The following is a 21,569-nucleotide window of genomic DNA, read 5'->3' on the forward strand; positions in this document are numbered from 1 at the left end:
TAGAAATGTGATCGGGTTGGCATATTTGTATCGGGCAAGACACAAACTGCTCATCTATGCTCTACCGATCAAATCGATTCGCCTGTGAGGCGTTCGCCCATGCTTGCCATTACCGACATTTGCCGCATCGTCGAGTCCGGCTTCCCTGCGCTTAAATGTGACTGCACCCCCTCGGCGCAGGGACTTCTGCAAATCAAGGTGTATGAGCCAGAAAGCGGGCGAGTGGATCTGCTCCTCAACGGTGTTTCCCCGGAACATCTCGTCACGATCCGTGACATCTCCAACTTCATTGGTGAGCTACGTACGGAGATGAGTGCCGGGCGCCGGGCATTCGCCGGTTGAGATTTTATAAACGCCGTTGAAATGCCTTCACAATGCGCAGCGTTGCCGCACTGGTGCTCAGATTTTGTACTGAATCGAGTGGATGCCAGATGCAATCGATGATCTCGTTTTGCGGCCTGACCTCATCGATATTCAGCACTGAGGCTTCGTAGACGTGGTGCCGTGTGGTGCCGCTCTGCAACTCCATCAAGTACAACACCTCTTCGGCGTTCAGCCCGGTCTCTTCCTGCAACTCGCGCACAGCAGCGTCCGCCCGGGTTTCGCCTGGCTCGACCTTGCCGCCGGGCAATGTCCATTGGCTGCGGGGTTTGCGTACCAGGAGGATGTGGCGATCCTGTTCGCAAATAACGGTGGCGCGTACTTTCATTTGTTACCTATGTGCTGCTTGTCATAAAACTGAAATGAAACTGCAATATTCGAGCCGGGCTCGCAATCAGAGGTTCCGTAAGAATTTGAGCGTTTGCCTGAGTGAAAAGTGCCGGTCTGGCGGATGTCGCGACGCTCGGTTGGCACCTCGTTCAACACCGGGTGTAAGGTAAAGCGTGAGGCTGTACCCACCGCTAGCGAAAAGGAGGTACCCATGAGCATTCCTGTGATGAACAAAATGCACATGAACGGCTACGACGTACTCAGCGTAAACAATGGCCCGTGGCGGGTTTGTACCCAAGGCGATCGACTGGCTTCGTTTGGCAGCAGGGAGGAAGCACTGGCTTATGCTGCGTCACTTCCCGGCTACAAAAAACGCTCCGTACGCGGACAAAGTCACACAGCCACATGATGAGTGGTAATAAATGAGCCCCGGCATTTGTCGGGGCTTTTGTTTGCGGGAAAGGGGCGGGCAGGTTTCAGTGGACTTTGGTTCGGCTGATAGCGCGTGCCTTCACTTCCTTGGCATACAGTTGCAGGCGTTCCTCATCGCTTTGCAGAACCTCGCAGGATCTCAGTACCGTTTGCGCGTCGGCTTCGTTGCCGGATTTGCGCAGTTGTTCGGCGATGCGTTTGAGGTCGACCGCCGACCATCTCAAATCCGATGCAACACTTTGCAGGTCGCGTTGAAGTTCGTGTTCGTATTCATTGAGCCGCATGATCACCTCCAGAACATTCTCGGTAGAAAAGAGTAGTCGCATTTTTCGTCGCCGGGGCAGGGCGCGTCCGTCATCAGGCTCAACGGATGTAAAAAATTGTCCAAACCCCACCAGGGGCTGATTGCTACGATGGATGTCCACCCAGTTACGCGTTACATTCGCTTTTTTTCAGAATAGGGCAATACAGATGCGGATATGGATCGGGGGGCTGACGTTGGCCATGTTGGCAGGTTGCTCGTTGCCGGCGTCGTTGGTGCCGGGTGAGCCGAATGTCAGCAAGACCAGTGACAAGACACCTAAAGACTATGCCGCGTGTGTATTACCGTTGTGGCAGCAGGACGTCGCCAAAACGACGCAGATGTCCATTTCCAACGGCTATCGCATTACCGCGCCAAGCATCATCACTGCCGATGAAATTCTCGACATCGTCAAATACAAGGACGGCAGCCGGGTTTCGTTGTATCAGGGACCGCCATGGGCCAAGTCCGGGTCGCTGCGCAAATCGGTGCGTGATTGCCTGTAACCACTCTGGCGTTAAAAAAGCAGAAACCGGGTCAACGATTTCTGCTTTTTTTTGCCTGTCGCAAGCTGCAATCAGTCTGAAAGAGTGGTCAGCGGGATAGTCCCGACATTGCCCTTTTTCTCCCGGCGATCCTGAATCCAGTCTTCCACTTGCTGGCCGAATTCCTTGGGAGCCTTGCGCCCGACCTTTCTTGCGATGTCGAGAATGGTCTGTTGGGCGAGGGCTTCTTCCATGCGTTTTTGCGCGGTCATCATGGCGCTGTGGATCGAGCAGGTGTCTTCAATCGCCCATTGCGGCGGGTTGCCTTCAAACAGGGCACAACGCCCGCGGATGTCCCTGCATTCGAAAATATTCTTGCGGCCATCGATGGCTTTGACGATGTCGAGCAAGGTGATTTCGTCCGCCGGTCGGGCGAGGCTGAAACCTCCGCGCACACCTTCGCTGGCTACCACCAGTTTGCCCTTGGCCAGCTTGGTGAAGATCTTTGCCAGATATTCCAGTGGCACGCCTTGCAGTTCAGCGAGGTCGCGCACGCTGGCCTCGCGGGTATCGCCGTTGCTGGTGACCAGAAAGGCCAGGCAATGAATGCCGTATTCGACGCCTGCGCTGTATAGAGACATAACTAAGTCCGACTTGATTTGTCGTAAATATTAACAGGCTGATCAACCGCCGGCAATGCGATAAAGCTGCGGAGATCGGCGGGTTTAGTGACTGGATATGCCTGTTTAATGGCGGTATGCCGTTTTTTTGTTACTCCAAAAGTATCTATATTTTAGATAAATAACATCAATAAAACTGACTTGTTGATAATATGTGCGACTAATAGAGTCGGCGCTATTCGATGAGCACCGCGTTGCACCTTTCGAAAAAACCCAGCACCGAGAGGCTTCGACTCGCGGGCAGCGAGTACCACTCACTCTCTATTTCAGTACTTGGCGACGAGCCTGGAGACAACGATGAAACAGCACATTCTGGTAATTGGCGCAGGCTTTGGTGGCATGTGGACGGCGCTGAGCGCCACGCGCCTGGTGGATATCCATGGGCGTGACAATGTCGATGTGACCGTCCTGGCGCCTCAGGCCGAATTGCGTGTACGCCCGCGTTTCTATGAACCGAATGCTCATCAACTGACAGCACCGTTGAGTGAACTGTTCGAAGCAGTCGGCGTTCATTTCATCAAGGGTGCTGCCGAGACCATCGATGTGGCGTCTAAAGCCGTGGGTTACACCGACGCGTCCGGGACAAAGCAAGTCTTCAACTACGACAAGCTGGTGCTGGCCACCGGCAGCGGTCTGGCGCAATCCGACACGCCGGGCGTCACTGAGTACGCGTTTGACGTTGACCAGATCGAAACGGCAGTCCGCCTGGAAACCCATCTGAAAGCGTTGAAAAACCTTCCCGACAGCCTGGCGCGCAACGCCGTCGTGGTGGCGGGCGGTGGCTTTACCGGGATTGAAACGGCAACCGAAATGCCTGGACGCCTTCGCGACATTCTTGGCGAGCACGCCGACATCAAGGTGATCATTGTTGATCGCGGGCAAAAAATCGGTGCCTCGATGGGCGAAGAGATCAGCAAGTCCATTGTCGCAGCCAGCGAAGAGTTGGGTGTTGAATGGCGTTTGGGGGTGTCGGTGCAGTCCGTCGATGCTGACGGCGTGACGCTTTCGGACGGTCAGCACATCGAGGCGAAAACCGTGGTCTGGACCACTGGCGTGCGGGCCAGTTCGTTGACTGAACAGATCCCCGCCGAGCGCGACAAGCAGGGTCGTCTGCATGTGGACGCCAACCTGAAAGTCATCGGCCAGAACGATATTTTCGCCACTGGTGATGTGGCTTACGCTGCCACCGACGACATTGGCAACTACGCGTTGATGACCTGCCAGCATGCGATTTCGCTGGGCCGTCATGCCGGTAATAACGTCGCGGCACAGCTTCTCGGGGTCGATCCGACGCCTTACAGCCAGCCAAAATACGTGACGTGCCTGGATCTCGGTGCCTGGGGCGCGGTGTATACCGAGGGCTGGGATCGTCAGGTGAAACTGGTTAAACAAGAAGGCAAAACCCTGAAGACCCAGATCAACACCCAGTGGATCTACCCGCCAGCGGCTGATCGCGTGAGCGCATTGGCGGCGGCTGACCCGATGATTCCTGTGGTCGCGTAACATCGCCGTGATAAACAAATCCCGCTCGCTGAGCGGGATTTTTTTGTCCATGCACTTTCCAGCCTCGCTGGGCTATTTATGATTTTTAACGGTTACGGCCGGCTCGTTGGCCTGTGTGCATCCCGCGACGCGTGGAGTGTTGCGTAATGAGTGGTGACAGTTGGGCGCAGGCGTTTTTTCTGTGTGCACTAGGCTTCAGATGCTGGCGTGCGATCGATGTCAGTAAGCGTTCAAGGAGCCTCGGATCATGGATGATCTGGTCAAAGAAGTTATTCCGTTGCTGCAGTATCTGATTCCCGGATTCCTGTCAGCGTGGATTTTTTACTCGCTGACCGCGTTCAAACGGCCCGATACGTTTGGGCAGATTGTGCAGGCGCTGATTTTTACGTTTGTGATTCAGGGCGCGGTTTTGGGGATCGGGGCAATTTGTCTGTGGGTGGGTTCGAAAGGATTTTCTGTAGGGAAATGGGATGCTCGGGCGGAGGCATTCTGGGCATTTATTGTTTCAGTATGTCTCGCCGGACTTTTCTGCTATTTGGCTTCAAACGGGAGGCTGCATGCGTTGCTACGCAAGCGAAATCTGACACGTAAAAACTCTCATCCCAACGAGTGGTACAGCGCTTTTGAGAGGCACGATCGCCTTGTCACTTTGCATCTGAGTGATGAGCGGCGATTGTTTGGCTGGCCTTTGGAGTGGCCCTCCGGCCCTAAGGAAGGGCAATTCATCGTGTTGAATCCACGCTGGCTTGGCGATGATGGCCTGGCGCTCCCTTTTGGCGCCGAATTATTGGTGATAGATTCGTCGAAAGTTCAGTGGGTCGAATTCAGTTTCGTCGAGGAGGTTTTATCATGAGTGCAAAAGAACCAAAACCTATTCCACCTCATATTGCGCGCCTCTTTGTCGGCCCGGACGGTAAGCAGCTGGCAAAGACGTTGGTTAAAGGACCCAGTGCGCCTCCACCGCCAAAGCGCTGATTAGCGCTGCCAGTCTCCTAACCCCAACCCTCAGCCACCGCCCGGCGAATCGCTTCCAGCAACATCGCAAACGCCGGGTTGTCGTTGTTCTCCCGCCAGATCAGATGCAGCTCGCTCTGCACCCCTTCGCCCAGATCGATATCGCGAAATACCACATTCTTGAACACCACACTGGTGGCGCAGCGCGGTACCAGCGCCAGGCCCATGCCAGCGTTGACCAAGGCCAGAATCGTCAACGATGACCCCAGCCACTGCACATAATCCGGCGCGACCCGTGCTGAGCGCAGCATGCCGGTCAGCAGTTCGTTGAACGGCGGATAAGCCGCGTGGGAGTACATCAGAAATGGCTGCTTATCCAGGTCGCTGACCGACACTTGAGCCGCGCTCGCCAACGGATGAGCACCGGGCACCGCCAGCACAAACGGCTCGCGCACCAGGCATTCAGTGGCGTAGCCCGGCTCCAGTAATGGCGCGCGAGCGATGCCCAGATCAATGCGCCGAGCACGCAGGGCTTCGTGCTGCTGGTAGGTGTTCATTTCCGACAGATCGATCTTCACCTGCGGCTGTTTCAAGCGTGCCTCGGCAATGACCTTGGGCAAAAATTCATACACCGCGCTGCCGACAAAACTGATGTTCACCGAACCGATATCGCCCTCGGCGAACCGTCGCGCGGTCACGGCTGCCTGCTGGGCGCGCTCCAGCAGGTTCTGTGCTTCGATGAAGAAAGCCCGGCCGGCGGCGGTCAGCGCGACGCTGCGGGTGCTGCGCGTGAACAACTCGACGCCGAGGTGATGTTCGAGCAACTGAATCTGTCGGCTCAGTGGCGGCTGCGTCATGTTCAGCCGTTCGGCGGCGCGACGGAAGTTGAGTTCGGTGGCGACGGTGGTGAAGCAACGCAGCTGGGTCAGTTCGAACATTGATCTAATCCGGGTATCAATCGAATGCCAAGTTAGATTAGACGGGATCAATGATCGCCGTCCATGATCGATCCATCGCTTTACGCCATCCCTAAAAAAACAAGATCGGGAGTCGCCCTTGAAAACCCTCCAGAGTCCACTGGATGTCACGGTTCTCGCCCGTGCCGCCGCCAAGGTCAAGCGCCACGTGCTGCCGCTGTTCGTGGTGATGTTCATCGTCAACTATATCGATCGGGTCAATATCGGTTTTGTGCGCAGCCACATGGAGACCGATCTGGGCATCGGCGCTGCGGCGTATGGCCTCGGCGCCGGTTTGTTCTTTGTCGGCTACGCGCTGTTCGAAGTGCCGTCCAACATGCTTCTGCAGCGTTATGGCGCGAGGGTCTGGCTGACGCGGATCATGTTCACTTGGGGCGCGGCGGCCATGGCCATGGCGTTCGTCAAAGGAGAAACCAGTTTCTACGTGCTGCGTTTTATTCTCGGCGCGGCCGAGGCGGGGTTCTTTCCGGGGATCATTTACTACTTCACCCAATGGCTGCCGGCCTCCGAGCGCGGCAAGACCATGGCGGTATTTCTCAGCGGTTCGGCGATTGCCTCGGTGATCTCCGGTCCGGTGTCCGGTGCGCTGCTGCACATCAGCGGCCTTGGTCTGCACGGCTGGCAATGGATGTTTTTGATTGAGGGCGCGGCTTCAGTGGTGCTCTGCGCATTCGTCTGGTTCTGGCTGCAATCGCATCCGCGTCAGGCCAAGTGGCTGACCGAAGAGGAGCGTGAAGCGCTGGTCAGCGCCATTGCTGAAGAACAGCGTGCCCGTGAAGCGGTGCAAGTGGCCAAACCGTCGATGTTCAAGCTATTGGCCGATCGGCAGATCGCGCTGTTCTGCTTCATCTATTTCTCCATTGCCCTGACCATCTACGGCGCAACATTCTGGCTGCCGAGCATGATCAAGAAGATGGGCAACCTCGGCGACTTCCAGGTTGGCCTGCTCAATTCGATTCCGTGGATCATTTCGATTGTCGCGATGTACGGTTTCGCGGCGATGGCCGGCAAGTGGAAATTCCAGCAGGCCTGGGTGGCGCTGACGCTGGTAATCGCCGCCATCGGCATGTTCATGTCGACCACTGGCGGGCCGATCTTCGCCTTCGTCGCCATCTGCTTCGCCGCTATTGGCTTCAAGGCTGCCTCGGCGCTGTTCTGGCCGATTCCGCAAAGCTATCTGGATGCCCGCATCGCCGCTGCGGTGATCGCGCTGATCAACTCCATCGGCAACCTCGGCGGCTTCGTTGCGCCGACCGCGTTCGGCTTCCTTGAACAAAGCACCGGCTCCATCGAGGGCGGCCTGTATGGCTTGGCGACGACGTCACTGATCGCCGCGGTGGTGATCTTCTTCGCCCGCACGGCGCCGGGCGCCAAAGGCAAAACCCCGGCAAAGCCCCATGACGAAAGCGCCGTTGTTGCGACGGCCAGGCCGGCCGCCAGCCATTGAATTGATTGTTGATCTGTCAGGAGCGTTATCTTGAAAATCACCCGTGTCACCGTGACCCCGATTGCCTTCCGTGATCCGCCGTTGCTCAACGCCAGCGGTATCCACGAACCTTTCGCCCTGCGCTCGATCATCGAGATCGAAAGCGACAACGGCTACATCGGCCTCGGCGAAAGCTATGGCGATGCCCCGGCGCTGGCGATCCAGCAACAGTTGCAGTCACAACTGATCGGCCTCGATCCGTTCAACCTCAACCAGCTGCGCGCGATCGTGCAGGCCACCGTTGCGGCCAACAAACCTGCGAGCATTGCCGGTGCCGAACTGGCGCCCGGTTCCCACGCCAGCAAGGCGGTCAGCAATGCCTATTCGGCGTTCGAAGTGGCCTTTCTCGACTTGCAGGCGCATTACCTGAATGTGCCGTTGGTGGACCTTCTTGGCGGCGCGATTCGCGATGAAGTGCCGTTCAGCGCCTATCTGTTCTTCAAGTACGCGCAGCATGTCGATTCGCCGTACAAGCCGGACAACTGGGGCGAGGCACTCAACGAGCAGCAGATCGTTGCCCAGGCCGCGCGGATGATCGAGGCGTACGGGTTCAAAAGCATCAAACTCAAGGCCGGCACGTTGCCGCCGGAGCATGAAGTGGCGTGCATCAAAGCCTTGAAGAAGGCGTTTCCCGGCTACCCGCTGCGTATCGATCCGAACGGCAACTGGTCGCTGGACACCTCGATTCGCATGGCCGAATTGCTCGGCGATGATCTGCAGTATTACGAAGACCCGACCCCGGGTCTCGACGGCATGGCCGAGTTGCACAAACGCACCGGATTGCCGCTGGCAACCAACATGGTGGTCACCGATTTCGACGAGTTCCGCCGCAGCGTCGCGCAGAACAGCGTGCAGATTGTCCTCGCCGACCACCATTATTGGGGTGGTCTGCGCGACACGCAGACGCTGGCGAAGATGTGCGATGTATTCGGCGTGGGGGTGTCGATGCATTCCAATTCACACCTGGGCATCAGCCTGATGGCGATGGCCCATGTCGCGGCGGCCGTGCCGAATCTGGATTACGCCTGCGACACGCATTACCCGTGGCAAGAGCCGGATGAGGAGGTGATCAAGGGCGGCAAGCTACCGATTGTCGATGGCTGCGTGAAGATCACTCGGGCACCGGGGCTTGGCTTGGAGCTGGATCACGATCAGTTGGGCAAGCTGCATGATCAGTACCTGACGTGCGGGATTCGACAGCGCGATGATGTGCGGCAGATGCAGCGTTATAAGCCGGACTGGAAGGCGGTCAAGCCGAGGTTTTGAGGTGTCTGAATTGACGGCATCGCGAGCAGGCTCACTCCTGCAGGGAAGCGCATTCCAAGTGTAGGAGTGAGCCTGCTCGCGATTGGCGTCCTCTCGGTTACAACGTTTCTACCAGCCAATCCCGAAACGCTTTCAGCGACGGCAAATTCTCATTGCGCGGCGGATACACAAGGTAATAGCTGCGCCGACTGGTAATCGGCTCGCCCAGTTGCAGCAACTCACCGCTCGACAACTCATCCTCCACCAGAATCCGCGGTACCAAGCCCACACCAATGTTCGCCCGCACTGCCTGAATCAGGTGCGAGGTCATTTCAAAGCTTGGCCCGATGCGCATGCTGCGGTGGGGCAGGCCGTGATGGCTGAACCACTCCGCCCACGCCTGCGCATTGCTGCTGACATTGAGTAGCAGTTGACCGGCGATCTGCTGTTCGGCGTCATCGCGCTCGGCAGCGGACAACTGCGCACTGGCGATCACCACCAGTTCTTCGGTGTGCAAGGGCAGGGCGCTCAGCCCCGGCCATTCACCGCCGCCCACACAAATCGCCGCATCGATTTCGCTGGTATCGAAGTCGATCGCTTCGATACGCGAATGCAAGTGCACGGTCATGCCCGGGTGCGCGGTGTAGAAATCCTTGAGGCGCGGCAACAGCCATTTCGAGCCAAACGTCGGCAGCGTCGCCAGGCGCAAACTGTGAATGCCGGAGCCAAACGCCATCGCCTGCAAGGTTGCACTGCGAATCTGCCCCAGTGCCTCCGCCAGTTCGCGCTGATACATACGCCCGACATCGGTCAGCACCACTTGCCGGCCTTCGCGGCTGAACAAGCGCATGCCGAGCATTTTCTCGAGAATCTGCACCTGACGGCTGACCGCACTTTGCGTCAGCGACAATTCATGGGCGGCGCGGGTGTAGCTTTCGTGGCGCGCAGCGGCCTCGAAGGCCAGCAATAACGACATGGAAGGGGTGAGCGTGCGCGGATTCATTCGTAAAAGTCATGGATAGTGGGTGGATTTTACGGTTGTCCCAATGCCCGGCAACAATGAACATGGGCGGCATTAGATGGCGGAGCCTGACGCAATCATTCGTTGCGTACAACTGTTCACCGCCACACTGCCCGATTTTGACCGAGATGCCCTGACCGATGATTGCCCAGTTGTCCCCCGCCAAAGCCCTGACCAGCGATTACCAAGAATTCCTCAACGCCCTGAAGAACAGCGGCTTTCGCGGTGAAATCAGCGCCGATTACGCCAGCCGCGTGGTGCTGGCGACCGACAATTCGATCTATCAGCGCCTGCCGCAAGCGGCGGTGTTTCCGCGAGATGCCGAGGACGTGGCGCGGGTGGCGCGGCTGATTGCCGAGCCGGCCTACCAGCAAGTAGTGATCACTCCTCGCGGCGGCGGCACCGGCACCAACGGCCAATCGCTGACCGATGGCATCGTCGTTGACCTGTCGCGGCACATGAACCGCATCCTTGAAATCAACGTCGAAGAACGCTGGGTGCGCGTGCAGGCCGGGGTGGTCAAGGATCAGCTCAACGCCGCGCTGAAGTCCGCCGGACTGTTTTTCGCCCCAGAGTTGTCGACCTCCAACCGCGCCACCGTTGGCGGCATGATCAACACTGACGCCAGCGGCCAGGGCAGTTGCACCTACGGCAAGACCCGCGACCATGTGCTTGAACTCGAGATGATCCTGCGCGGCGGCGAACGTCTGCACGGTCAGCCGCTGGAAGAGCGCGAGCTGGAAGCACTCTGTGCCCGTGAAGATCGCGTCGGTGAGGTCTATCGTTGTGCGCGGCAGATCATTGATGAGCAGGGCGAGCTGATCACGGAGCGCTTCCCCGATCTCAACCGTTGCCTGACCGGTTATGACCTGGCGCACCTGCGCGAGGCCGACCAGCGGTTCAACCTCAACAGCGTGCTCTGCGGTGCCGAAGGCTCGCTGGGTTTTGTGGTCGAGGCGCGGCTGAATGTGCTGCCGATCCCCAAGCACACAATGCTGGTGAACATCCGCTACGCCGGGTTCATGGACGCACTGCGCGATGCGCGGGCCTTGATGGCGCTCAAGCCGTTGTCGATCGAAACCGTCGACTCGAAAGTCTTGCTGCTGGCGATGCAGGACATCGTCTGGCACGGCGTCGCCGAATACTTCCCGGCGAGCGCCGAGCGGCCGACTCTGGGCATCAATCTGGTCGAGTTCTGTGGTGACGATCCGGAAGAGCTGCAACGCCGGGTCGAGGTGTTCGTCGAGCATTTGAGCAGTGACCGCACGGTCGAGCGTTTGGGCCACACGCTGGCGGTCGGGCACGCGGCGGTGAACAAGGTCTACGGCATGCGCAAACGTGCGGTGGGCTTGCTCGGCAACGTCGCCGGAGAGGCGCGGCCGCAGCCATTTGTCGAAGACACGGCGGTGCCGCCGCAGCATCTGGCCGAGTACATCGCCGAGTTGCGCGACCTGCTCGACAGCCACGGATTGCAGTACGGCATGTTCGGTCATGTCGATGCCGGCGTATTGCACGTACGGCCGATTCTCGACATGAAAGATCCGCAACAAGCCGCGCTGGTGCGCCCGGTGTCCGATGGCGTTGCGGCGCTGACCCAACGTTACGGCGGTCTGCTGTGGGGCGAGCACGGCAAAGGTCTGCGTTCGGAATACGCGCCGGCATTTTTCGGTGAACTCTATCCGGCGCTGCAAGCACTGAAAGCCGCGTTCGACCCGTTCAACCAGTTCAACCCAGGCAAGATCGCCACCCCAGCCAACACCGATGCGGCGTTGCTGAAGATCGACGAAGTGACCCTGCGCGGTGAACTCGATCGGCAGATCGACGAGAAGGTCTGGCAGGACTACGGCGCGGCGATGCACTGCAACGGCAACGGTGCCTGCTACAACTTCGATCCGGATGATGCGATGTGCCCGTCATGGAAGGCCACCCGCGAGCGTTCGCAGTCGCCGAAGGGGCGCGCGTCATTGATCCGCGAGTGGCTGCGTTTGCAGGGCGAGGCGGGCGTTGATGTGTTGTCTGATGCCATGCGCAAACCGGCGTTTTTCAGCACGCTGTGGCAGCGTTGGCGCAACACGCGTCAGCAGTCCGAAGATTTCTCTCATGAGGTTTACGACGCCATGGCCGGTTGCCTGGCGTGCAAATCCTGCGCGGGGCAGTGCCCGGTGAAGGTCAATGTGCCGGAGTTTCGTTCGCGCTTTCTTGAGCTGTATCACGGCCGTTATCTGCGCCCGGCGCGGGACTATCTGATCGCCTCGCTGGAATACAGCATTCCGTACATGGCGCGGATTCCAGCGTTGTATAACGGTTTGATGGGCGCATCGATTGTGCGTGGATTGCTGGACCGTGTTGGCGGCATGGTCGATGTGCCGTTGCTCAGCCGCTTCGATTTCCACGCTGCGATGCGTCGCTGGCAGGTGCGACCGGCAACGGTTTCGACGTTGTCTGCGTTGACCTCGGCGCAACGTGAGCGCAGCGTGGTGATCGTTCAGGACGCGTTCACGCGTTACTTTGAAGCGCCACTGTTGGTGGATATGGTCGAGCTGATTTCGCGTCTCGGTTATCAGGTTTATCTGGCGCCGTTCAGTGCCAACGGCAAGCCGTTGCATGTGCAGGGCTTCCTTTCGGCGTTCAACCGTGCGGCGTTGCGCAATGCGCGGCAGTTGCGCGAATTGGCCGAGCTCGGTGTGCCGCTGCTGGGGCTCGATCCGGCGATGACGCTGGTGTATCGCCAGGAATACCTGAAAGTGCCGGGGATGGACCAATGCCCGGAAGTGGCGCTGCTGCAGGAGTGGTTGCTCAAGGTGATGCCGGAGCAGGCGCCTGAGGATAAAACCGCGCTGTTCCGTTTGCTCGCGCACTGCACTGAGAAAACCAACGCCCCGGCCGCGACCCGCCAGTGGGAGCAGGTCTTCGAACGCGCCGGTTTGAAACTGGCCACGCAGGCCACCGGTTGCTGTGGCATGTCCGGCACCTACGGCCATGAAGCGCGCAATCGCGAGACATCAGCGGTGATCTACGAACAGTCCTGGGCGCGTCAGGTCGACGCACCGGCAGAGCAGGGCGAAGCGCTGGCGACCGGTTATTCCTGCCGCAGCCAGGTCAAGCGCCAATCGGATCAGGCACTGCGCCATCCGTTGCAGGTGCTGCTTGAGGTTCAGCGTCGCTGAGGTCGCCGCCCGTGTCCTTGTCCCAGATCAGGCGCGGATCGAAGCTCATCGCTGCGAGCATGGTGAACACCACGACCAGGCCGAAAAACAGAATGCCCGGTCGTGGCTCGATATCGCCCAGCGCCTGGAACTTCACCAGTGCTGCGACCAGCGCCACCACCAGCACGTCGAGCATCGACCAATAGCCAATCAGCTCGACGAAGCGGTACAGCTTCGAGCGCTCCTTGCGCGCCCAGGCGCTGTCGCGTTGCACGGTCACCAGCAGCAAGGTCAGGGCGACGAACTTGATCCCCGGCACGGCGATGCTGGCGATGAAAATGATCAGCGCGATGTCCCACGCACCGTGCTCCCAGAACTCCAGCACGCCACTCATGATCGTGCTGTCGGCGCCGCTGCCGAGCATGGTGGTGTTCATCACCGGCAGCAGATTGGCCGGCACGTAAAACGCCAGCGCAGCGAGCATGTAGGCCCAGGTGCGGGTCAGCGAGTTGGTCTTGCGCCGATGCAGCGGCGCGTCGCAACGCGGGCACTGGTGCGGCTCGTCGCTCATGTCGCAGGCCAGCCCGCAGCTGTGGCACAGACACAGATTGAGTTCGCTGGCAGTCGGTGGTCGCTTCATGGAATGTCCCAGAGGTCGCGGATGTCGCGACCGGCAATTCGGATCATCATCAGACTCAGCGCGGCCAAGGCAAACAGGCCGATGCCGGGCAACACATCAAGCAGCCCGGCCAGTTTGAACACCGCCACCATGGCCCCGAGCAAACACACTTCAAGCATGCTCCACGGACGCAGGGTTTCCAGCCAGCGCATGCACAGTTTGAAGCCCGGTGCGCGTTTCCCGCCGAGGGCGAAGCTCAATACCCAGGTCAACAAAACCAGTTGAAACGCCGGGGCAATGATGATGGCAATGGCCGCGACCATGGCGATGAAAGTAATCGGCCCCTGGCTCAGCGCCAGCACCGAGTCCCACAGCGTTGCGCTGTTTTTCAGGCCTTTCATGCTGATGCTCATCACCGGGTAGAAATTGGCGAACAGCCACAACACCGCCGCCGTGAACGTCAGCGCCAGACGCTGCTCAACGGTCAAACCATTGAAGCGCTGCAGCACGCCACCGCAGCGCACGCACGAGGTTTTCTGGTGTTTGGCGAGCGTGACTTTCTCGTAAACGCAATCGCAGTGCTCGCAGATGATCAGGTGTTCGGTGTTGACCATGGACAACGCTCGACAACAGGCCACAGAGGGCAGGGGGACTTGATCACTATAGAAGCCTGAGGCCGGAGGGCAAATTGCGCGGCGTAATCAGCTTCAGTTTTCTGAGAATCACTATCGATTGAGTTTGGGTTTTTGCTTCTTGGTGTTATAAGGTAACGCAAATTTTCAGGGTGGCCGTTGCTGGCACCCACTGATATCCCTTCGAATGCGAAACGCTTATGACGATTGTGCTTCCCCGTTCTGCCCCGGTGACTGGCCGGCTACTGTCCATCGATGCACTCAGGGGCCTGGTCATCCTGTTCATGCTGCTGGACCACGTGCGCGAAACCTTCCTGCTGCACCGTCAGGTCAGCGATCCGATGGACATCGCCAGCACCGAGCCGGCACTGTTTTTCAGCCGCACTCTGGCGCACTTGTGTGCACCGGTGTTTGTCTTGCTGACCGGGTTGTCGGCATGGCTGTTTGGCGAAAAGTATGCAGGCAAGACTGACGTCAGTGCGTTTCTGTTCAAGCGCGGACTGTTTCTGGTGGTGCTCGAATTCACCCTGGTCAACTTCGCCTGGACCTTCCAGCTGCCACCGAGCGTGATTTATCTGCAAGTGATCTGGGCGATCGGTTTGAGCATGATCGCGCTGTCGCTGCTGGTCTGGTTGCCGCGCTGGCTGTTGCTGGCATTGAGTTTGTTGATCATCGCCGGGCACAACCTGCTCGATGGTCTGCACTTCCCGGTCGAGTCAGCGCTGCATGTGCCGTGGGCGATTTTGCATGATCGTGGCTGGATCGAAGTCAGCGACAGTTTGCGCTTGCGCACGTCCTATCCGTTGCTGCCGTGGATCGGTGTGATCGGTCTGGGTTATGCGTTGGGGCCGTGGTTTGCTCGGGGTGTTGAAGCAGGCGCGCGTCAACGGCGCCTGTTGATCGGCGGTGTTGCGGGGCTGCTGGGGTTCGTCGCGCTGCGGCTGCTCAACGGTTACGGCGAGAAACCATGGGCCGTGGGCGACTCGATGCTGCACACCGTGATGAGTTTTTTCAACATCACCAAGTACCCGCCGTCATTGCTGTTTATCGCGTTGACGGTAAGCACTGGGTTGTTGCTGTTGTTGGCGTTTGAGCGCGTGCAGGATCGACGCTGGATTCGCTGGCTGACGGTGTTCGGATCGGCGCCGATGTTTTTCTATCTGCTGCACCTGTATGCGTTGAAGGTGTTGTACCTGATCGGCGCGGCGCTGTTTGGTTTGAATCAGGGCAGCTATTTCGGTTTCTCCTCGGTGACGTCGATCTGGCTCGCCGCAATCATTCTGGCGATTGCACTGTTCCCGGCCGTGCGCTGGTTCTCGGCGTTGAAGGCGCGTCGCCGCGACATCGCTTGGCTGAAATACCTGTAAGCGGCCGATTGTTGGAGCGAACCTTCTCGCGAAAGCGGTGGGTCAGTGGCAATCAAGCTGCCTGACTTACCGCCTTCGCGAGCAGGCTCGCTCCCACATTGGATGGGGTTGAATCAGTTGATTTGGCGTGGCGCACCCCTCCCTGTGGGAGCGAGCTTGCTCGCGAATACGGTGGGTCAGCTACAGACTTGTTGGCTGACACGCCGCAATCGCGAGCAGGCTCACTCCTACAAGGGGTGTCTTGTGTCTGGATTACTTGCGATCCAGCCACACGGTTTGCGCGTTGCAGAATTCACGTACGCCGAAGTGCGACAGTTCGCGACCGAAACCGCTCTTCTTCACGCCACCAAAGGTCACACGTGGATCGCTGGCGGAGTAGCCGTTGATGAACACGCCGCCGGTTTCCAGTTCGCTGGTCAGTTGCTGGGCCAGTTGCACGTTGGCGGTGTAAATCGTCGCGGTCAGACCGAATTCACTGTCGTTGGCCAATGCCACGGCATGCGCGCAATCGCGGGCGGTGATGATCGAAGCGACCGGGCCGAACAATTCCTGTTTGAACGAGGTCATGCGGTCGGTGACGTCGGCCAGCACGGTCGGTTCGTAGTAGTTGCCCGGGCCTTCGGACTTGCCGCCGCCGAGCAGCAGGGTCGCGCCCTCTTCAAGGGTGTCGCGCACTTGCTGGTCGAGTTCGTCACGCAGGTCGAAACGCGCCATCGGGCCGATGTAAGTATCGGCAGACAAAGGATCGCCAACCTTCAGTTTGCGCGTGGCTTCGACGAATTTGCGGGTGAATTCTTCAACCACGCCTTCCTCGATGATCAGACGCTTGGCCGCGGCGCAAACCTGGCCGGAGTTCTGATAACGGCCGATCACCGCGGCTTGCACGGCTTCGTCGATATCGGCGTCGTTGAGCACGATGAACGGGTCGGAACCGCCCAGTTCCAGCACGCATTTCTTCAGCGCCGCACCGGCCTGAGCGCCAATCGCCATACCGGCGCGGACGCTGCCGGTCAGGGTCACCGCAGCGATTCGCGGGTCAGCGATGGCGGTGGAGACGCCTTCCGGGGTGACGTTGATCACTTCAAACACGCCATCGGCGAAACCGGCGCGGGTGAAGGCATCGCGCAGCAAGTAGGCGCTGCCCATCACGTTCGGTGCATGCTTGAGCACGTAGGTGTTGCCGGCGATCAGCGCAGGAACGGCGCCACGCAGCACTTGCCAGATCGGGAAGTTCCACGGCATCACAGCGAGGATCGGACCCAGCGGACGGTATTCGATGCGCGCCTTGCCGCCCTCGACCTGAGTCGCTTCGGCGTCGAGCATGGTTGGGCCGTGTTCGGCGTACCACTCGCACAGCTTCGCGCATTTTTCGATTTCGCCACGGGCCTGAGCAATCGGCTTGCCCATTTCCTGCGTGATCATTGTGGCCATGGCTTCAGCGGTTTCACGCAGCGCGCCGGCAAGAGCGGTCAACAGACGCGAGCGATCCTGCAATGGCTTGCGCTTCCATTTGCCGAAACCATAAGCGGCGCGGGTCAACGCGGCGTCAAGCGCAGCGGCGGATTCAAAGGCGTAATGCCCGATCTGCTCGCCGGTGGTCGGGTTGATCGAGATGGCGTGGGTCTGGCTGGAAATCTGGCTCATGGCGTTGTCCTGCATGTTCGTCGGATGAGCCTAGAGTAGGGTGGTGTTTGTTTTCTGGAAACTGAATAATAAAGATCGTTTCTTTCATGATTGGAGAATGACTGTGGACCTGGTGCAGCTGGAAATCTTCAAAGCCGTTGCCGAACACGGCAGCATCAGCGCCGCCGCCGCGCAGATCCATCGCGTACCGTCGAACCTGACCACGCGGATCAAGCAGCTGGAGCAGGATCTCGGCGTTGATCTGTTTATTCGCGAGAAAAGCCGTTTGCGTTTGTCGCCGGCCGGGTGGAGTTTTCTTGAGTACGCGCGACGGATACTCGACCTGGTGCAGGAGGCTCGCGCGACCGTGGCAGGTGAAGAACCGCAGGGCGCGTTCCCGTTGGGTTCGCTGGAAAGCACGGCGGCGGTACGCATCCCCGAATTGCTCGCGGCCTACAACCAGTTGCATCCGAAAGTCGATCTCGATCTGTCCACCGGACCCTCGGGGACGATGATCGACGGCGTGCTTTCCGGGCGGCTCGCGGCGGCGTTTGTCGACGGCCCGGTGCTGCACCCGACGCTGGAAGGCGTGCCGGCCTTCGAAGAGGAAATGGTCATCATCGCGCCGCTCAATCACGCCCCCGTGCAGCGTGCGGCGGATGTCAACGGCGAGAACATCTACGCCTTCCGCTCCAACTGTTCCTATCGTCACCACTTTGAAAAATGGTTCAGCACCGACGCTGCCGTGCCGGGCAAGATCTTCGAAATGGAGTCCTACCACGGCATGCTTGCATGCGTCAGTGCAGGCGCCGGTCTGGCGCTGATGCCGCGCAAAATGCTGCAGAGCATGCCGGGCAGCGCAACGGTGAGTGTCTGGCCGTTGGCAGCGGATTTCCGCTACCTGACGACGTGGCTGGTGTGGCGGCGCGGTACGGTGTCGCGCAGTCTGAGCATGTTTGTGCGTTTGCTCGAAGAGCGCGGAGTCGTGCGGGCGGAGGAATGAAGACTGCAATAAAAAGGTCAAAAACCGCTGATTCCGGAATTCGGGATCAGCGGTTTTTTCATTATGGCGTGCCGTTTCGCCCATACAGGCGATAACCGTTACGTTGGTTCAAACGGTCGTAGTAGGCGCTGACGGCGGGCAAGTGCGGATGGGCAAGCGGCGTTTCGAACCAGCGATTCACCGACAGCCCGATCGGAATATCCGCCAGTGAAAACACTTTGCCACTGACGTAAGCACCGGTCGATTGCAGCTGTCGATCAAGGATCTGCATGTTCTTCGACCATTGTTCGATCCCGGTGGCCAACGCAGCGCTGTCCTGATAGTCCGGCGACTTGCGCACCAGCGACATCAGCGGATAGGACCACGAGCGATTCAGCTCCGAAGCCTGCCAGTCGATCCATTGATCGACCCGTGCCCGAGCCATCGGCTCAGACGGATAAAGCTGCGCGCCGCCGTAGCGCGAGACCAGATAACGAATGATTGAATTGGATTCCCACAAGGTGAAATCGCCATCCTCGATCACAGGCACCATGGCGCATGGATTCAAGGCGAGGAACTGCGGCGTATTCGTCGATCTGAACCCCGAACCCCAATCTTCACGCGTGAAGGGAATCTGCAATTCAGCACACGTCCACAACACTTTGCGCACGTTGATCGATGAGGCTTTGCCAAGTATTCGCAGCATTGGATATCCCTATCCCTCTAGTCGTCGGACGTAAAGAAATACCACACCGAAACGAAGAAGACCCGCACATGGCGGGCCTCCGTTATTAAACAATCAATCTCACAGACTGCTCGCCAGTTTCCCGCCCATCATCCGTCGACGGTAGGAGGTATCCCGATTGGCCAGCCAGAAGTACAGCGGCGACGTCACCAGCAAACCCACCAGCCACGACAGGTCAGCGCCGTTGATGTGTGCCGACACCGGGCCGACGTACAGCGGCGTGTTCATGAACGGGATCTGCACGGCGATGCCGATCGCGTAGGCCAGCAACGCCTGCGGGTTGTAGCGCCCGTAGATGCCGCCATCGACCTGGAAGATCGACTGGATGTCGTACTGGCCTTTGTGGATCGCGTAGAAGTCGATCAGGTTGATCGCTGTCCACGGCACCAACACCACCAGCAACACCAGCACCATATCGACGAAGTGGCCGATGAAGTCCTTCGAGGCGCCGACGGCGGCGAAGCAGCAGGCCAGCAGCACGATGATCGAGATCACCGCACGGCTCTTGGCAGTGGGGATCCAGCGGTAGGCGAAGGTCTGCACCAGGGTGATCAGCGAGAGTACCGCGCCATAGAGGTTGAGGGCGTTGTGGCTGATCACGCTGAGCAGGAACAGCACCAGCATCAGCGGGCCGATGGAGCCGGTGGCGAGTTTGACCGCGTCCATGGTGTCCATGCCCACCGGCGTCGCCAGCACCGCGACGGCACCGAAGATGAACGCCAGGCTCGAGCCCAGCGCCGAACCCAGATAGGTTGTCCAGAAGGTCGACGAGACTTTGACGTCGGCCGGCAAGTAACGCGAATAGTCGGAGACGTACGGTGCGAACGCGATTTGCCACAACGCCGCCAGCGACACGGTGGCCAGCCAGCCGGAGAGGTTGAAACTGCCACGGGTGAGGAAGTCATCGGTTTGAATATGAGTGAAGATGTAGCCGAAGCCGACGACGATGCCGATCCCCAGCACCCAAGTGCCGATGCGGTTAAGCACGTGGATGAAACGGTAGCCGATGATGCCGATGATCCCCGAACCGAGCGCGCCGATAACAATGCCGACCGGCACTGGAACGCTATCGACCACGCCATGCAGCGATTTGCCGGCGAGGACGATGTTGGAAGCGAAGAAACCGATGTACATGACGCCGGCGATCAGCACCACCAGCAGCGCACCGAGGGAGCCGAACTGGGCGCGGCTCTGGATCATCTGCGGGATGCCCATCTGCGGGCCTTGCGCCGAGTGCAGCGCCATCAGCACGCCGCCAACCAGATGGCCGACGAGAATCGCGACGATGCCCCAGACCAGATTCAAGTGAAACAACTGCACGCCCAGCGCACCGGTGACGATGGGCAACGGCGCGATGTTGCCGCCGAACCACAGCGTGAACAGATCCCTGACCTTTCCGTGGCGATCTTCGGGGGGCACGTATCCTATCGTGTGTTTTTCAATCAGCGGAGCGGAGGATGCTGCAGGGGTAGCCATGACGAACTCCAAGGCAAGGATGAGTACGTGGACGTACTTCGGCAAGCGCCGGCACGGGCGGCGCATTTCTTGTTGAAGTGATCATGTGCAAAGCGTCGGGATAGATAAATTAGTAAGTTTGTTGCTACAGACGTTAAAAAAAATATGCTCTGGGTTACGCGCCGCTCCGGTATGTTCAGGCTTCTCTCTTATCTGAATTCATACCGCTTTCTGTAGGCGCTGCCAAAGGCTGCGATCCTTTGATTTTCTGGAGATTCCCATGGCCGCCTACAACCTGCGCCAGCTCAAATACTTCGTCACCACCGCCGATTGCGGCAGCGTCGCCGAAGCGTCGCGCAAGCTCTATATCGCGCAGCCATCGGTCTCCACCGCGATCAAGCACCTGGAAGAAAGCTTCGGCGTGCAGCTGTTCATCCGCCACCACGCCCAGGGCGTTTCCCTGACACCCAGCGGCTCACGTTTCTATCGCAAGGCGCTGGAGTTGTTGCGCGTTGCCCACGAATTCGAACAGAACGCTTTGGCCGACAACGACGTGGTCTCCGGGCAGATCGATATCGGCTGTTTCGAAACCGTCGCGCCGCTGTACCTGCCGCGCCTGATCGCCGGTTTCAAGGCGCGTTGGCCCGGTGTGGAAATCCGTATTCGCGACGGCGAGCAGCAAGAGCTGGTGCAGGCCCTGACCGCCGGCAGCATCGACGTGGCGATGATGTTCGAACACGATCTCGACAGCACCATCGAAACCACGCCGCTGATGCCGCCGCAGCAGCCATACGCCTTGCTCCCGGCCAACCATCGCTTCGCGCAACAGGCGAAGGTCTCGCTGCATGATCTGGTGCTGGAACCGATGATCCTGCTCGACGTGGTGCCGAGTCGAACCTACTTCGTGAGCATCTTCGAGGAGCGCGGACTGACGCCGAATATCGTCTTCAGCTCACCGTCGATCGAGATGGTGCGCGGCATGGTCGGCAATGGTTTCGGCTTTTCGATTCTGGTGACCAAGCCGTTCAGCGATTACACCTACGACGGCCAGCAAGTCGTGTGCGTGCCACTGGCGGAGAGCGTCACCGGATCGGGATTGTCGGCGGCGTGGCTGCGGCGCGTGCAACTGACCAAACCGGTGCAGTTGTTCGTCGATCATTGCCGAGAGGAGTTGGCCCGACTGTACGCTTGAGTACAGTCGGACC

21 protein-coding genes are annotated in these 21,569 nt (G+C 59.1%); 11 read left to right on the forward strand and 10 right to left on the reverse strand.

What is annotated here, in order from left to right; all coding sequences use genetic code 11:
* Nucleotides 1–99: 99 nt before the first annotated feature.
* Nucleotides 100–342: a DUF1652 domain-containing protein gene (locus tag CQ009_RS04385; RefSeq protein WP_064389421.1), complete on the forward strand. Its 243-nt coding sequence runs from the start codon at nt 100–102 to the stop codon at nt 340–342.
* A 4-nt stretch (nt 343–346) separates the two neighbouring features.
* Here the strand turns inward: CQ009_RS04385 and CQ009_RS04390 are convergent, their stop codons facing one another.
* A complete protein-coding gene (locus CQ009_RS04390) occupies nt 347–709 on the reverse strand; it encodes an NUDIX hydrolase (RefSeq protein ID WP_064389422.1) in 363 nt (120 codons plus the stop codon).
* A 213-nt stretch (nt 710–922) separates the two neighbouring features.
* On the opposite strand from CQ009_RS04390, the gene CQ009_RS04395 reads away from it, so the two are divergent.
* Nucleotides 923–1,120, forward strand: a complete 198-nt coding sequence (locus tag CQ009_RS04395) for a hypothetical protein (RefSeq protein ID WP_064389423.1) — start codon at nt 923–925, stop codon at nt 1,118–1,120.
* Nucleotides 1,121–1,187: 67 nt separating this feature from the next.
* On the opposite strand, the gene CQ009_RS04400 is transcribed toward CQ009_RS04395, so the two are convergent.
* Nucleotides 1,188–1,427 carry a hypothetical protein gene (locus CQ009_RS04400; protein ID WP_008085812.1) on the reverse strand — a complete coding sequence of 80 codons (240 nt, stop codon included), beginning with the start codon at nt 1,425–1,427 and terminating at the stop codon, nt 1,188–1,190.
* Between the two features lie 187 nt (nt 1,428–1,614).
* On the opposite strand from CQ009_RS04400, the gene CQ009_RS04405 reads away from it, so the two are divergent.
* Complete coding sequence (locus tag CQ009_RS04405; protein WP_105704988.1) at nt 1,615–1,950, forward strand: hypothetical protein; 336 nt, start codon at nt 1,615–1,617, stop codon at nt 1,948–1,950.
* Nucleotides 1,951–2,021: 71 nt separating this feature from the next.
* Here CQ009_RS04405 and CQ009_RS04410 read toward each other — a convergent pair whose 3' ends face one another.
* Nucleotides 2,022–2,570 (reverse strand): Rrf2 family transcriptional regulator, encoded by a 549-nt coding sequence (locus tag CQ009_RS04410; protein WP_064389425.1) that lies wholly within the window; start codon nt 2,568–2,570, stop codon nt 2,022–2,024.
* Between the two features lie 336 nt (nt 2,571–2,906).
* Between CQ009_RS04410 and CQ009_RS04415 the strand changes: the two genes are divergently transcribed.
* Both CQ009_RS04415 and CQ009_RS04420 read left to right on the forward strand, forming a co-directional pair.
* Nucleotides 2,907–4,112 (forward strand): NAD(P)/FAD-dependent oxidoreductase, encoded by a 1,206-nt coding sequence (locus tag CQ009_RS04415; protein WP_064389426.1) that lies wholly within the window; start codon nt 2,907–2,909, stop codon nt 4,110–4,112.
* Nucleotides 4,113–4,359: 247 nt separating this feature from the next.
* Nucleotides 4,360–4,965, forward strand: a complete 606-nt coding sequence (locus CQ009_RS04420) for a DUF6338 family protein (RefSeq protein ID WP_064389427.1) — start codon at nt 4,360–4,362, stop codon at nt 4,963–4,965.
* A gap of 139 nt (nt 4,966–5,104) precedes the next feature.
* Here CQ009_RS04420 and CQ009_RS04425 read toward each other — a convergent pair whose 3' ends face one another.
* On the reverse strand, nt 5,105–6,004 hold the full coding sequence (locus tag CQ009_RS04425) for a LysR substrate-binding domain-containing protein (RefSeq protein WP_064389428.1): 900 nt from the start codon (nt 6,002–6,004) through the stop codon (nt 5,105–5,107).
* A gap of 118 nt (nt 6,005–6,122) precedes the next feature.
* Between CQ009_RS04425 and CQ009_RS04430 the strand changes: the two genes are divergently transcribed.
* Both CQ009_RS04430 and CQ009_RS04435 read left to right on the forward strand, forming a co-directional pair.
* Nucleotides 6,123–7,490: an MFS transporter gene (locus CQ009_RS04430; RefSeq protein WP_105704989.1), complete on the forward strand. Its 1,368-nt coding sequence runs from the start codon at nt 6,123–6,125 to the stop codon at nt 7,488–7,490.
* Between the two features lie 30 nt (nt 7,491–7,520).
* A complete protein-coding gene (locus CQ009_RS04435) occupies nt 7,521–8,795 on the forward strand; it encodes a glucarate dehydratase family protein (protein WP_105704990.1) in 1,275 nt (424 codons plus the stop codon).
* Nucleotides 8,796–8,892: 97 nt separating this feature from the next.
* Here CQ009_RS04435 and CQ009_RS04440 read toward each other — a convergent pair whose 3' ends face one another.
* Entirely contained in the window at nt 8,893–9,777 is an 885-nt protein-coding gene (locus CQ009_RS04440; protein ID WP_105704991.1) for a LysR substrate-binding domain-containing protein, read from the reverse strand.
* Nucleotides 9,778–9,935: 158 nt separating this feature from the next.
* Between CQ009_RS04440 and CQ009_RS04445 the strand changes: the two genes are divergently transcribed.
* On the forward strand, nt 9,936–12,962 hold the full coding sequence (locus CQ009_RS04445; RefSeq protein ID WP_105704992.1) for an FAD-binding and (Fe-S)-binding domain-containing protein: 3,027 nt from the start codon (nt 9,936–9,938) through the stop codon (nt 12,960–12,962).
* Here the strand turns inward: CQ009_RS04445 and CQ009_RS04450 are convergent.
* Nucleotides 12,895–13,581: a paraquat-inducible protein A gene (locus tag CQ009_RS04450; protein ID WP_105704993.1), complete on the reverse strand. Its 687-nt coding sequence runs from the start codon at nt 13,579–13,581 to the stop codon at nt 12,895–12,897. The two genes, CQ009_RS04445 and CQ009_RS04450, sit on opposite strands and share 68 nt — an antisense overlap.
* Nucleotides 13,578–14,174: a paraquat-inducible protein A gene (locus CQ009_RS04455; protein ID WP_064389434.1), complete on the reverse strand. Its 597-nt coding sequence runs from the start codon at nt 14,172–14,174 to the stop codon at nt 13,578–13,580. Before CQ009_RS04455 ends, CQ009_RS04450 begins: the two co-directional genes overlap by 4 nt.
* Nucleotides 14,175–14,392: 218 nt before the next feature.
* Here CQ009_RS04455 and CQ009_RS04460 point away from each other — a divergent pair, with 218 nt between their 5' ends.
* On the forward strand, nt 14,393–15,559 hold the full coding sequence (locus tag CQ009_RS04460; protein ID WP_105704994.1) for a DUF1624 domain-containing protein: 1,167 nt from the start codon (nt 14,393–14,395) through the stop codon (nt 15,557–15,559).
* A 252-nt stretch (nt 15,560–15,811) separates the two neighbouring features.
* Here CQ009_RS04460 and CQ009_RS04465 read toward each other — a convergent pair whose 3' ends face one another.
* Complete coding sequence (locus tag CQ009_RS04465; RefSeq protein ID WP_105704995.1) at nt 15,812–17,203, reverse strand: aldehyde dehydrogenase family protein; 1,392 nt, start codon at nt 17,201–17,203, stop codon at nt 15,812–15,814.
* Between the two features lie 103 nt (nt 17,204–17,306).
* On the opposite strand from CQ009_RS04465, the gene CQ009_RS04470 reads away from it, so the two are divergent.
* Nucleotides 17,307–18,185 (forward strand): LysR family transcriptional regulator, encoded by an 879-nt coding sequence (locus CQ009_RS04470; RefSeq protein WP_045122799.1) that lies wholly within the window; start codon nt 17,307–17,309, stop codon nt 18,183–18,185.
* Between the two features lie 61 nt (nt 18,186–18,246).
* On the opposite strand, the gene CQ009_RS04475 is transcribed toward CQ009_RS04470, so the two are convergent.
* Both CQ009_RS04475 and CQ009_RS04480 read right to left on the reverse strand, forming a co-directional pair.
* Nucleotides 18,247–18,870, reverse strand: a complete 624-nt coding sequence (locus tag CQ009_RS04475) for a glutathione S-transferase family protein (protein WP_105704996.1) — start codon at nt 18,868–18,870, stop codon at nt 18,247–18,249.
* Between the two features lie 99 nt (nt 18,871–18,969).
* Nucleotides 18,970–20,385 carry a cytosine permease gene (locus CQ009_RS04480; RefSeq protein ID WP_064389438.1) on the reverse strand — a complete coding sequence of 472 codons (1,416 nt, stop codon included), beginning with the start codon at nt 20,383–20,385 and terminating at the stop codon, nt 18,970–18,972.
* Between the two features lie 259 nt (nt 20,386–20,644).
* On the opposite strand from CQ009_RS04480, the gene CQ009_RS04485 reads away from it, so the two are divergent.
* Nucleotides 20,645–21,556 (forward strand): LysR family transcriptional regulator, encoded by a 912-nt coding sequence (locus CQ009_RS04485; protein WP_105704997.1) that lies wholly within the window; start codon nt 20,645–20,647, stop codon nt 21,554–21,556.
* The last annotated feature ends 13 nt before the right edge of the window (nt 21,557–21,569 follow it).

It is taken from the genome of Pseudomonas sp. MYb2 (assembly GCF_002979955.1).
GTDB lineage: Bacteria > Pseudomonadota > Gammaproteobacteria > Pseudomonadales > Pseudomonadaceae > Aquipseudomonas.